We start from the raw sequence: 12,028 nt of genomic DNA, 5'->3' as shown, positions 1-12,028 counted from the left end.
GCTTCTGGCAATCAGTCCTTCCGTAGCGCAGGGAGTTGTTCGATAGTGGATGCCAGGTGTAAGAGGAATGCCTGTGCCACGACGGACTTCGCGGTGTTCCGGTTATGGAGCGCAAGCGTGCTCACCTCGATCGCCGGATCCAGCGGCCGGGCGACCAAGCCGGGCAGCTCGAGCGATGAAAGCAGAAGTGGCTCCACGACAGCTATCCCGCCGCCGAAGCGCGCGAGCATCATTCCAGAGAGCGAGATACTGACCTGCGCCGCGAAAACCGGAGATACGTTCGCTTCACTGAAGGCGAGGTCTACGAACGTCCGCATCGGCGACTGGTTGAGATAGGTAATGACTCGCTCGTGACGGAGTTCGGCGACCTTGATCGAGTCCTGACGGGCCAGCCGGTGCCCCTCCGGAAGAACACATCCGATGCTGGAGTGGAACAGCGTCTTCGTCGAAACCTCCGGGTGGGTGACGGGACCATAGGCGATCCCGAGATCGACCTCCCGATTGACGACCTTGTCGACGACGATTGGCGACGCGACGGCATAGAGGGAAATCTTGATATCCGGACGGGCCTGCATGAACGTAGCGACCGCGCGGGCGATTACGCCGTTGGCTTCCGGGAAGCAGGCGGCGATCGATAGCGTACCTTGTAGGCCTCCGCGCAGGTCTTGTCCCAGACGTTCTACCGCCCTGACGCGTTCGAAGATTTCGGCGACGTCGGGGAAGAGCGTCAGGGCCTCGGGCGTGGGTTCCAGCCGCGATCCTTTCCTGACGAACAGGCGCATCTGAAGTTGCTGCTCGCAATGTTTTAGCACGGTGCTCACCGCCGGCTGCGTGACATTGAGCTTCCTCGCGGCCCCCGTCACCGAACCAGTGCTCATGATCGCGTGAAACACCTCCAACTGTCTTAGATTCATCCTGCCCTCGTACCTTCAACGGCGGCCCTACGCGGTCCTATTCGCCGCGGCTACAAGCCCGCCAGTGTCTCGGCAGTATAAATACAGTTTATGCTTTTCCCGCAATTCATGATTGGACAGTTATGCTTTTTCCGCGAATTTTAGCGCGTCATGGAGAAATGACGTGTCTCAACAGTATAAAGATTTGCACGACCTCGAACTGAACGAACGCCTGTCGAGTGCCGAATCCCCGGCTCCAGACGGGAAGCCTAAGGAATTCCCGCTGCCAGCGGGATCGTGGGACTGTCACGTCCACGTCTTCGAACAGTTTCCTGAGTTTCCATTTGCCGAGGACCGCACCTTCACGCCCGGCGAGGCCTCGCTCGCGTCGTTGCGCGCGTTCCGCAAAAGCCTTGGCCTCGCACACAGCGTCCTGGTTCAGGCAAGTGTCTACGGCAGCGATAACCGTCTCCTGTGCAACGTATTAGAGCGTGAGCAAGGCGAGAGCCGTGGTGTCGCCGTGATCGATCCGTCGTATAGCTACGGCCGGTTGAAGGAGATGCATGCGCTGGGCGTCCGAGCGGTTCGCCTCAATCTCGAGACATTCGGCCTTGCCGATCCGAGACGGGCTACGATGCAGCTCTCGTCGATGGCGGAACAGGTGGCACCTCTCGGATGGCACATACAGATCTACTCTCGTGCCGAAGTTCTGGCCTCACTCGCGGGCGCAATGGTCGAGCTACCCTGTCCAGTCGTCATCGATCACTTCGGTGGGATCGACGCTGCTCAGGGGCTTGGCCAATTCGGCTTCCTGGCGATGCTGGAGGCGCTCGGAAGTGGAAATGTCTGGTTGAAGCTGAGTGCGCCGTCCCGCGTAAGCAAAACCGCTGAGCACGGCGACCTGGAACCATTTGTCGCGCGCCTGACCGAGGCGCGTCCGGACAGAATGATATGGGGATCGGACTGGCCACACACAGGGGGCTATTCCAATTCGGAGCGGACCCCGGACCGGATCGAGCCCTTCAAGAAGATAGACGATAACCGCAACGCCCGCACGCTCGCGGGCTGGCTCGACGCTGAGCGAAGGCAGGCGCTCTTTGTCGACAATCCGGCGAAGCTCTACGCATAGATCGACCAAGCTAGCCGGAACAACACGACATCAGAACTGATTCCCATGGAGGAGAGCATCGTGCGAGCAGCACACCAAACAGGAAATACATTGGAGGTTTCGAGCGGGCGCGAGGCTCTTGAGCTGAGCACGATGCGGCAGGTCACGTGGAGGATCCTGCCATATCTGATGATCTGCTACCTCGTATCCTACATCGACCGCGTCAACATCGGCTTCGCCGCCCTGCAGATGCGGTCTGAAATGGATCTTGGCAACGACGTCTTCGGGACCGGGGCCAGCCTCTTTCTCGTTACCTACTGCATCTTCTCAGTTCCGGCCAACCTCGCGCTCCAGAAGTTCGGCGCGCGCCGCTGGATCGGCACCATGATGGTCGTCTGGGGCGCCGTTTCGATCGGCATGGTCATGATTGACGGACGCTGGTCGTTCTACGCCTTCCGCCTCCTCTTAGGCGCTGCGGAAGCAGGTTTCCTGCCCGGCGTTATCTTTTATATCTCGCGCTGGTTTCCGAAGGCCTATCGTGGCCAGGTCTCGGCACTGTTCCTTGTTGCGATTCCTGCATCGAGCGCCATCGGCTCACCTATCTCGGCCTCGCTTCTGCAATTGCATGGCGGCCTCGGCCTGAGCGGCTGGCAGTGGATGTTCCTGCTCGAGGGCCTCCCCGCGGTTCTTCTGGGGGTGGGCTTCGTCCTGTTCATGAACAACGAGCCGGAGGACGCACGCTGGCTGAGCCGCGACAGCCGGCAGTGGCTGCAGCATTCGTTGGAAGCGGAACGGTCCCAGATCGCGGAACTGAGCGGCGCCAAGAAGGCCAGCGTGTGGACGGCTCTCTGCAATCCTGCAGTGATCGCGCTCTCGCTCATCTATGCGGGCGTCATATCCGTGGGCATCTGCCTGTCCCTTTGGCAGCCGATCATCATCAAGTCCTATGGCCTCACGGACTTCCAGACCGGACTGATCAACTCGGTTCCATTCTGCATCGCAACCGTCGCGATGATCTGGTGGGGGCGCAGCTCCGACCGCCACAATGACAGGACCTGGCACACTTTCTGGCCGTTGGCCCTGTCGGGCGCCGCTCTCCTGGCGGCGATGGTCTTCCATTCACTGCCGGCCGTCGTCGTCATCCTCACCCTTGCGCTGATCGGCACCTACGCCGCCAAGGGGCCGTTCTGGGCGATGGTCACGCAGTGGTGCCCGGAGAACATCTCCGCGGTTGGCATCGCAGTCGTCAGTGCGGTCGGCAGCATTGCGGCGGCGCTCAGCACCTACCTCCTCGGAGAGATCCAGAAGGCGACCGGCAGCTTTTCCCTGGCTCTACTGCCGCTGATCGCGCTCGCGGTGGTCGCGTCTGTCGTCCTTCTCGTTGCCGGCCTACGACGGCGCGCGCTCGAGAAGGTGTGATCGCACCTTAGCGACCATCACAAGACCGCTGTCGCGTCTGAAGGCGCGGCGGCCCAACAGGCCGACCGGAGGGGCGGCCCTACCGACCAACCACTAAAGTGCGGATAGGAAAAGCTGTGACTTTCGCCCTCGAACTTGCCCGCCTGATCCACGAACGACACACCGGAGAAATGACGCCCGAGGCGATTGCCAACGCGAAGACCGTGATTCTCGATACGATCGGATGCGCTCTGGCGGGCGCGGACGAACCTGTCGTCAGGACGCTTCTCGCCACGCCAGGCCTTACCAGCCGTGGCACGATCTCCCTGTACGGAAGAACCGAAAAGCTCGACCTGCTCTCGGCAGCACTGGTCAACGGCGCGTCGGCCCATGCTCTGGACTTCGACGACGTCAACATTGCCATGGGCGGCCACCCGACCGCGCCGGTCCTTGCCGCCCTTCAGGCCCTTGCCGAGAGCAGGGGAGGGAACGGGCGCGACTTCCTCCTCGCATTCCTGACCGGGTTCGAAACCGAGACGCGGATCGCCCGAGCTGTCAACTTCCATCACTACGACAAGGGGTGGCATCCCACGGCGACGCTTGGTGTATTCGGCGCTGCGGCTGCATGCGCGAAGTATCTCGGCCTTACCGTCGAGCAGACGGCAACGGCGTTGGCGCTCGCAGTGTCGCTGTCCAGCGGAGTGAAGGCGAACTTCGGCACAATGACGAAGCCCTTCCATGTCGGCCACGCGGCGAGACATGGGTTGATGGCGGCCTTGATGGCCCGAGAAGGCTTCACCGCAAGCATGGAGGCCTTCGAACACAAGCAGGGCTTTTTCAACGTCTACAATGGGAAGGGCAACTTCGATCCGAAACATGCCCTGTCGAACTGGGCAGCCCCTTGGGACATCGTCGATCCGGGCATCGGCATCAAGCTGTATCCGTGCTGCGACAGCACCCACAGCAGCATCGATGCGATCCTGATGCTCATGCGTGAACATGGATTCCAAACTTGCGATATTGCGGGCATGAAGACGCTGATCCATCCCCTTAGGCTGACGCATGTCGACCGCCCGGAACTGCGCACCGCCCTCGACGCTAAGTTTAGCGTGCAATACTGCCTCGCGCGCGCTGCGATCGACGGAGCGATCACGTTCGAAAGTTTCGAACCTGAAGCGTACCAAGCAGCCGATGCAAAGAAACTGATGGCGGGGGTCGTCGCAAGGCCGCATCCCGACCTTTCGCAGGCGACGGACGGAAACTATTTGACGGAATTGACCGTCAGCTTGAAGGACGGCCGCAGCTTCCGTTTGCAGCGCGACCGGCCGTTCGGACGGACGAAGGACGATCCTGCCCCGCCGGAGCTTATCACGAGAAAGTTTGAAGGCTGTGCGGCGAAGGTGCTGCCATTTGAACAGGCGGTTGCCTTGAACGAGGCAGTCTCTTCGCTCGACGCTGCCGACAATCTCCACGATCTGACAAATCTTTGGGTTCCGACAGAGAATGGTCGTTTCCGAAAGACCGGCTAACGGATCGATGACCGGACCGAGGCTGATATACAGCGCCTTGTCCCCTCGTCAAAACCCGTGGTTGCCTATCAGCAACCTGAACAAGGCCAACCGATGTCGGGTTATCGCTACAAGGTCTCCCTGCCAAACATCTAGGCGCATTGTGGGATGGCGGCAGGGGTACTTACGTTAAGTTCGGCTCAGCGTCAGGAGCCATGAGTGGTCAGGAGATCAAGCGGCACCCATGACCTAACGGCGTGGATCGACCGTATCGAACGAACCCCGAGCCATCCCAGCACCCGACTAAGCCTGCAATCCCCGGTACGGGCCCCTTCGACGAGTTCGACTGTCCCTTCCAGATCGGCTCCCAGATGTCGCAGAACCTGCCGCGTGACCAAGGGTATGGCCAACCATGGTCCTACTTTTGGGTAGACCGGGGCCACACCTGATCACTTGGTAGCCCAAGGGTGTCCGAGAGTGTAGGCCACCCTATCAGGGAGCCCAGACTAGGGTCGACCATAACTCCCCCGGCTGGTCGACCCTAGACACCAGAGTCCCACCCGATGGGCTTGGCAACCTATTCATTCATACGATGAAATCAAAGTCAACCTCAGATCATCATCCTAATGCCGGATACCCACCCGCGATCGGCCGTTGTCAGTGGCAGGAGTCGGACGGGCCGCCGGACGGGTTTGACCGGACAGAACGCGACGTTGCCTCGAGGACTTGACTGGCGCGGGATCGGCAACCTCGACGTGGGCTTCGCTCGCCGCGCTGAGAAAGGCAGACCTGACTGCGTTCGGGGCGATTTCATCGTTAAAGCACGTAACGATGGCCAGTCGTAGAGCACGCTGCGCCGGGCCGTCGATCAATGGCCAGCGATCGTCGAGGATGGTCTTGGCGACATCCGTCACCGTGGAGATTGTTTGTTTCCAAGCTCCTAGCTTCACTGATACCGGAGGAAAGCTCCGACGGTTCGCCCGTCTGATAAGCCGTCTTCCATGTCGACCCGGATGCTTGAATGAGCGTCGCGTTGGAGACGCCAGCACGTCCTTCTCGAAGATCCAGACCTTGCCGTTCTGATCTTCACCGCGCTGGATCGCGGCTGCAGCCATGTTCCGATAATACCGAGCATATCGCGCGAGTCGCTCAAGTGATGCATCCGGCGGATTGGCGGTTGCTTTCATAGCTTCTTCGGTGACGACGACGATCCAGACGGTCTTGCCATCGGTCACAGCAAGATGGCCGTTTTCGCCAAAGATGATTGGAGCAGGCTTGCAGAGTTCCAATTCGATGAGGGAAGTGTCGGTCATCTACGCTGCTCCTTCTTGCTTTTCAGATTGGCTTCGACGCTCTTGCGTAGGGCGTCCATGATGTTGACCACGTTCGATGCTGGAGGGGTCTCGTCCTTCTTGCCCTTCGTCGCCCTCTTGGGCCTGAGAGCCTTCCTCTTCTCTTCGATGATCGCCAGCAGGCTTTCCTGTATGGGATCCGACACCATCGTCGGCGACCACGTCTTGGTCTTCTGCTTGATGAGCTGCTGCACCAGCGGCGCCAGCTCCGGATCGGACTTCTCGTCGATATCCTCGAAGTAGGATTCCTCCGGACGGACTTCGTTGCCAAACCTGAGGGTCCAGAGAACGATGCCTTCGCCACGAGGTTCTAGAACCACCGCGCGTTCCCGGCGGCCCACGACGAGCTTCGAGACGCCTACGACCTTGTCGGCAGCCATGGCATCTCGAATAACCGCGAACGCCTCCTGGCCGACCGGGTCATCCGGCATCAGGTAGTGGGGCTTCTCGAGGTAGACCCATTCGATGCTCTCCGCTGGCACGAACGTATCGATGTCGATCGTCTTGACGGTGTCCAGCGCCACGGCGTCGAGGTCGTCGTCCGTCAGGATGACGTAGTCGTTTTCGCCGCGGGCATAGCCTTTCGCTTCGTTCTCTTCCTTCACGCGCTTGCCAGTGACGGAGTCGACGTACTGGGAAACCACCCTGTTGCCGGTCTCCTTGTTGAGCGTATGGAAACGGACCTTTTCGCTCTCGCTTGTCGCCGGAGTCATCGCCACGGGACATGTGACGAGAGACAGTTTGAGATACCCTTTCCAATATGGGCGCGGTGCCATGGTCTACCTCCTCAGCTTGCCTTGCGGCGCGGCACAGCGCCCGTCGCGGACTTGGGCGATACTCGGCTAGCTTTCTCGCGGCCCAATCCTGCATTGGCGTTCGCGGCGGCGCGCTTCGGCTTGTCTGTGCCGCCACCCAGCATCCCGGCGCTCTCGCGGAGAGCCTTGAGCAGGTCCTTCGGTTCGGAGACCTTGACCGGCTTCTTCTTCGGAAGAGCCCTGCCTTCGATCTTCGCCTTCACCAGCTCGGCGACGGCCAGCTCGTAGCGGTCCTCGAATTCGGCCGGATTGAACTTGCCCTTCTTGGTGCCGATGATGTGCTTGGCGAGATCGAGCATCTCGCCCTTTATCTTTATCTTCGGCATCTCCTCGAAAGCCTTTGCGGACGAGCGCACTTCGTAATCGAAGTTTAGCGTCGTCGCGATGAGGCCCTTGCCGTGGGGCTGAACGAGGACGGTGCGTATGCGTCGGAAGAGGACCGTGCGGGCGATGGCGGCAACCTTCGCCTTTTTCATGCCGTCCCGGAGCGCAGTGAAGGCGTCCGCTCCGATCCTGTCCGGTGTAAGGTAGTAAGGCTTGTCGAAGTAGACGTCGTCGACTTCGGCGCAAGGAATGAACGCATCGACCTCGAGTGTCTTGTTGCTCTCCGGGATCGTAGCGGCGACCTCCTCCGGATCGATCATGATGTACTGACCGTTCTCGATTTCGAAGCCCTTGGTCTGAGCTTCGCGCGGCACCGGATCATCGGTCTCGCTGTCTACAAAAATTCGGTTCACCCGATTCCCTGTCGCCTTGTTTATGGTGTTGAAGGCAATGCGTTCGGATGTGGATGAAGCCGTATAAAGGGCGACTCCGAATGAAACCTCTCCGAACTTCAGGAAACCTTTCCACTGCGCGCGATGCGCTGCCATGCCCGCCCCTCCGACTCACAACCAAAGCGAGTCAACGGCTGGTCAAGTGATTCGTTCCGAAACAAAATCGAATCTAATGTCAATGGGTCAATGGCGGTTATCAACCGATGATATCGGACAATCAAGACTAGCGAAAAACAGCGAAGCATTCCGCGGAAGTTGTGATTTCTGTGAATCGGTGATGAGCTTGCTCAAAATGGCCGATGGAGAGGCGTCATCCACGCCTGGATCGCTTGCGGTTCGCCAGACAAACCGTCGGATGTCAGAAACGGAAAGCTCGGGACATCGCCAACCTTTACCCTGCTTCTTGAGGTCCTTGCGATTCAGGCAATAACCACGTAGCGGTCATTTGCGTCCGCTTGGGGCCGGCAAGGAGAGGGTGGGATGCCTCGGGCGCAACCATATCCCCCTGTTGCAGAGGCGGCGCTTCAACACGCTTTCGCCCCCATCGTCCGGCAGAGCGTGTGTTCCCAAGTCTCAGCGCCAAATCTGAAATGAAAAGCCCGCCTCCGGCTTACGGTGCGGACTGCAATGGCCGAGCAATCTCTGCCCTCATCCGAAGGACGGGAACCGGGCGCTATGGCCCGGCATTCCATCTCAGGCAGGCGACCTTTGGGTTAGTCTGCGGCGAAGCAATAGAATAACCCTTCACCGCCAGTTCCTTTGAAGGCCTCAACCGTGCAGCCGCCCCGCGTCGAATGCGACGCATTCCAGGACTTGGCCTCGGCTGAATCGTTCAGACCCGTGCGGTCACTGTGGCCAACAATCGCAGCACCATCCGCGCTGCCCATTGTCCAATTGCCACAGGTTTCGGCCGCCGCAGTTCCATCAGCTTTCGAGCCTGTCAGTATGTCGTGGCGGTTGGGTGTATCACCTCTACCGTTGATGATTTCCCCCTTCTCGTTAAGGGCTGACTGTTTGGTCAGATTGTTCGTGTCACCATGGAGCGATGCAACGTCGTCAGCGATCTTTTCGCCCTTGGCGTTATACCAAGGGCCACCACCGATGCGATCCTTGGCGTTTTCCGTATCCGTAGACAGGTAGGCTTTCCAGGTCTTGCCCGTCGACCCGATAGCTCTCGCCAGCGTGTCGCAGTGGGCGTCAGCTCCCTGTAGGCCGCCGAGATCGCCACCCTTCCCAGGATTAACGCTAGTAACAAAGAAACTCATGCTGGTGTCTTGCGCATAGACCACCCCGGACCAGGCCAAAGCGACTGCGGCAACGGCATAACGGCGTTTCATTGGTCTCACTCCCCGATTGCGAAGACTTCGGAAAGCCTAGCGCGAGCCCCTCCCGGAGTAAAATCGAAATGCCGTGATGGCAGCCGCTGGGCGAAAAGATTCGTCGTGAGTACCCTTCTGAAACGGCGTCTGCGCAGCGGATCGCCGGTTGAATGCGGGACAGCCCGGCCGGTTTGATGCCTCCGGCCTCCAGGCCGGATTACTCCGCCTGCAAGGCGGCCATGGATGCAATGACGGCGTCAATGGCCAAGGCGGTCGCGTTGACGGAGTGACCGTCAATACGGTCTCACCCGGCACAATCCATAGCGGCAAACTGGACGTCCGGTTTCGTCAGGTCTCCATAGAGTCGTCATTCAACGGCCATCGCTGTCCCCGGCTGTATCGTGACATTGCCACTAGCATGGAAATCATTCCTAGCGTCACTGGAGAAGGCGAGGGTGGTGTCAGATCTTGACGAGCATAGCGGTCGCATACATGAGCGCCAGCCCCGCCGCGATGCCGCCGAACGCCGCAGGACTGAGGGCCTGCGTGTATTCCGCTCGGTTGCCGCTCCTTACGAGCAGCGCGGTGACTTCGACGATGACCTGTGCGATAGCGCCGGCGCCAATCGCCAGGGCGATCGCGGTCCAGTGCGGCGCGACGGCCAGGCTGCCGAGCCAGATGCCAAGAACCGCAGGGCCGCCGGCCAGCAGCGTCAGACCCACGAAATGAACGAGCTTAGGCCGGATCTTCAGGATGGGGGCGGCGATGCCGATGCCCTCGGTGATATTGTGGAGAGCGAAACCGAGCACCAGGAAGGTTCCGAGCCCCGCCGCGCCTGCTGCGAAAGCGGCGCCGATGGCAAGACCTTCACCGAAATTGTGAAGCCCAATGCCAAGCGCGATGAAGGTGGCAAGAGCCACTCCCGTCGGGGAGCCGCCGCGGCGGCCGACCGCCATGAGGACAACGAAGCTGGCTGCAGCCGTCAGAACGACCATGATGCTTCCCTGGAAGATGGGCGCTGACGCGTTGGCAAATTCAAACGCTTCCACAATTGTATCGACCAGCAGGAACACAAGCAGTCCCACGGTCAAGGCGAGGAGGAACGTCATCGTCCCTTGGCCCGCGCCACGCAGGGCCGGATAGCACATGAGACCAATGGCAACGGGCAGGATGCCGACGAACGCCCCGAGAAGGGCCTGCGACCACAGACTGCCAGATGTCGCAATAGGCGTGGGCACGGCGACGGCGATTTCGTGCTCGAATGTGGCACCGGTATTGGTGACGAAGGTCATGCGATGGGTTTCCCCCAGAACCCACGGGAACGGGAGGCCGATCCAGGCCGTATCGCCACGGGCGATCGGGCCTTGCGGCTCTTGACTGAAGTTCCAATACGCCGCATCCACCTGGACCTGGGCGATCGTCATGGGGTCCGATCCGCCGGCGCGGACAAGCAATCGCACTCCGTCGTGATCGAGGACGGTGCGCTCGATCGTTAGGTTCTCCACCGGCGGCGCGCCGTTATTGAAGCCTTGCAGCGGATTTGTCTGGAGCAGCCAGACGATTGCCACCGCAAGAACCGCGACGGGAACCAGCAGCCAAAGATAGCGAGACAAACAGGAGGCCGGAGTGACAGCGTTGATCTTTTCGTGGATCATGACAGCGTCTCCACAACGTCGAACATGCCCATCCAGCCAAGTTCGGTAAATTCCGATTGATGGGCGTGGAACATGTAGAGCCCAGGCTCATGTTCCTCGTAGGTGAATTCGAGAATTCCCCGTTGTGCCTGGCACTGCACGATGAGATCGACGGTCTTCAGCGTCGGCGTCAGGGTCGTTCCCTGATCGTAGTAGTCGAAGAAATTGGCATGCAGGTGGAATGAGTTGATCGGGTCGAATTCAACGATATTGACGAGGTAGATGCGGACCGGTCGGCCCCTGACGACCTTAATTGGTTCCTTCGCATAGCAGTGCGCGATCGTGTTGCAGGCATAGAACTCGTTTTCGCCATCGAAATTCGTGTCGAAGGCGTTCATCACCATCGCCATTTCCTGCCAACGCGCATTTTCCGGTGAGCCGAGAAGCCGCGACTTGGCAACCTCGATGTGATCGGGGTGGCGGGTCGGATCGGGATCGATGACGAAGAGGCCGTACATACCCTTGTGGATGTGGCGGGTAAGCGGCAGGGAATGGCAATGATAGAGATGGCAGCCAAAGGGTCTGGCATCGAACTCGTAGACGAACTCTTCGCCGGGGCCGACAACACCGGCGCCGGGCACGCCATCCATCCGAGCCGCGTGAATGCCGTGGAAGTGCAGGGAATGAGGGTGCGAGCCGTTGTTGACGAGCTTGATTTTCAGCCGCTCTCCTTCGGTCACTCGAAGGGCGGGGCCGGGGACACGGCCGTTGTAGGTCCAGGCGGGAAACATGACGCCGGGGGCGATCTCGATTTCCTTTTCTTCGACCGTGATTTCGAAGCTGCGAAGTTTGCGCCCGTCCGGCAGGTCGCTCAATTCGCCCGTGTACCAATCGGTGAGCATGCTCGTCGGATCGAAGCCGTTGCGAATATTGTCGACCGTGCCCACGGTGATCATCGCGCCATGCGCGGATTCGTGGGCGGGAGCAACGTCGCCGCTCTTCACTGCGCGCGCCGCAGCGCCATGGTCGCCGGAATGGGCTTCCTCAGCCGCCGTGTTGCTGCTGCCGAAGCTCGTGGCACCGAGCGTTACGACCCCCCCGGCCAGGAGGCTGCGTCTACTCAAGGCCATCTGTGCCCACCTCAGCATGTTAGAGGACACTCCAATTAGCAATTTAAAAGAAATAGAGCATGATAGCATGATTATAGCAAGAGCTATATTCACGA

The 12,028-nt window shown here is 60.0% G+C and carries 10 protein-coding genes and 1 pseudogene; 4 read left to right on the top strand and 7 right to left on the bottom strand.

What is annotated here, in order from left to right:
- Nucleotides 1-11 precede the first annotated feature (11 nt).
- Nucleotides 12-914, bottom strand: a complete 903-nt coding sequence (locus tag FHT86_RS31235) for a LysR family transcriptional regulator (RefSeq protein ID WP_133710852.1) — start codon at nucleotides 912-914, stop codon at nucleotides 12-14.
- 163 nt (nucleotides 915-1,077) lie between these two features.
- Here FHT86_RS31235 and FHT86_RS31230 point away from each other — a divergent pair, with 163 nt between their 5' ends.
- The 3 genes from FHT86_RS31230 (at nucleotide 1,078) to FHT86_RS31220 (ending at nucleotide 4,928) form a co-directional block, all read left to right on the top strand.
- Nucleotides 1,078-2,022 carry an amidohydrolase family protein gene (locus FHT86_RS31230; RefSeq protein WP_183868984.1) on the top strand — a complete coding sequence of 315 codons (945 nt, stop codon included), beginning with the start codon at nucleotides 1,078-1,080 and terminating at the stop codon, nucleotides 2,020-2,022.
- Between the two features lie 60 nt (nucleotides 2,023-2,082).
- Nucleotides 2,083-3,420, top strand: a complete 1,338-nt coding sequence (locus FHT86_RS31225) for an MFS transporter (RefSeq protein WP_312862587.1) — start codon at nucleotides 2,083-2,085, stop codon at nucleotides 3,418-3,420.
- Nucleotides 3,421-3,536: 116 nt separating this feature from the next.
- Entirely contained in the window at nucleotides 3,537-4,928 is a 1,392-nt protein-coding gene (locus FHT86_RS31220; RefSeq protein WP_133710855.1) for an MmgE/PrpD family protein, read from the top strand.
- 602 nt (nucleotides 4,929-5,530) lie between these two features.
- Here FHT86_RS31220 and FHT86_RS31215 read toward each other — a convergent pair.
- The 4 genes from FHT86_RS31215 to FHT86_RS31200 form a co-directional block, all read right to left on the bottom strand.
- Nucleotides 5,531-6,220, bottom strand: coding sequence for a DUF982 domain-containing protein (locus FHT86_RS31215; protein ID WP_133710856.1), 690 nt, complete (start codon nucleotides 6,218-6,220; stop codon nucleotides 5,531-5,533).
- A complete protein-coding gene (locus FHT86_RS31210; protein ID WP_133710857.1) occupies nucleotides 6,217-7,035 on the bottom strand; it encodes a Ku protein in 819 nt (272 codons plus the stop codon). The genes FHT86_RS31215 and FHT86_RS31210 overlap by 4 nt, the downstream gene beginning before the upstream one ends.
- A gap of 11 nt (nucleotides 7,036-7,046) precedes the next feature.
- Nucleotides 7,047-7,946: a Ku protein gene (locus tag FHT86_RS31205; RefSeq protein ID WP_133710858.1), complete on the bottom strand. Its 900-nt coding sequence runs from the start codon at nucleotides 7,944-7,946 to the stop codon at nucleotides 7,047-7,049.
- A gap of 617 nt (nucleotides 7,947-8,563) precedes the next feature.
- Nucleotides 8,564-9,187, bottom strand: a complete 624-nt coding sequence (locus tag FHT86_RS31200) for a hypothetical protein (RefSeq protein WP_133710859.1) — start codon at nucleotides 9,185-9,187, stop codon at nucleotides 8,564-8,566.
- 161 nt (nucleotides 9,188-9,348) lie between these two features.
- Between FHT86_RS31200 and FHT86_RS38270 the strand changes: the two are divergent.
- A pseudogene (locus FHT86_RS38270) lies at nucleotides 9,349-9,533 on the top strand (SDR family NAD(P)-dependent oxidoreductase); the annotation flags it as partial.
- Between the two features lie 97 nt (nucleotides 9,534-9,630).
- Here FHT86_RS38270 and FHT86_RS31195 read toward each other — a convergent pair.
- Both FHT86_RS31195 and FHT86_RS31190 read right to left on the bottom strand, forming a co-directional pair.
- Nucleotides 9,631-10,824 (bottom strand): ZIP family metal transporter, encoded by a 1,194-nt coding sequence (locus FHT86_RS31195; protein ID WP_133710860.1) that lies wholly within the window; start codon nucleotides 10,822-10,824, stop codon nucleotides 9,631-9,633.
- Nucleotides 10,821-11,951, bottom strand: a complete 1,131-nt coding sequence (locus FHT86_RS31190; RefSeq protein WP_133710861.1) for a multicopper oxidase domain-containing protein — start codon at nucleotides 11,949-11,951, stop codon at nucleotides 10,821-10,823. The genes FHT86_RS31195 and FHT86_RS31190 overlap by 4 nt, the downstream gene beginning before the upstream one ends.
- Nucleotides 11,952-12,028 lie beyond the last annotated feature (77 nt).

The organism is Rhizobium sp. BK313 (assembly GCF_014193655.1).
In the GTDB taxonomy this organism is placed as follows: Bacteria; Pseudomonadota; Alphaproteobacteria; order Rhizobiales; family Rhizobiaceae; genus Rhizobium.
The sequence above is the reverse complement of the archived record's forward strand: the minus strand, read 5'-3'. Positions and strand labels throughout refer to the sequence as shown.

Bases quoted from the DNA above. Each gene is read 5' to 3' on its own strand.
- FHT86_RS31235 (WP_133710852.1), bottom strand. From the start codon at position 914: ATGAATCTAAGACAGTTGGAGGTGTTTCACGCGATCATGAGCACTGGT.
- FHT86_RS31215 (WP_133710856.1), bottom strand. From the start codon at position 6,220: ATGACCGACACTTCCCTCATCGAATTGGAACTCTGCAAGCCTGCTCCA.
- FHT86_RS31210 (WP_133710857.1), bottom strand. From the start codon at position 7,035: ATGGCACCGCGCCCATATTGGAAAGGGTATCTCAAACTGTCTCTCGTC.
- FHT86_RS31205 (WP_133710858.1), bottom strand. From the start codon at position 7,946: ATGGCAGCGCATCGCGCGCAGTGGAAAGGTTTCCTGAAGTTCGGAGAG.
- FHT86_RS31200 (WP_133710859.1), bottom strand. From the start codon at position 9,187: ATGAAACGCCGTTATGCCGTTGCCGCAGTCGCTTTGGCCTGGTCCGGG.
- FHT86_RS31195 (WP_133710860.1), bottom strand. From the start codon at position 10,824: ATGATCCACGAAAAGATCAACGCTGTCACTCCGGCCTCCTGTTTGTCT.
- FHT86_RS31190 (WP_133710861.1), bottom strand. From the start codon at position 11,951: ATGCTGAGGTGGGCACAGATGGCCTTGAGTAGACGCAGCCTCCTGGCC.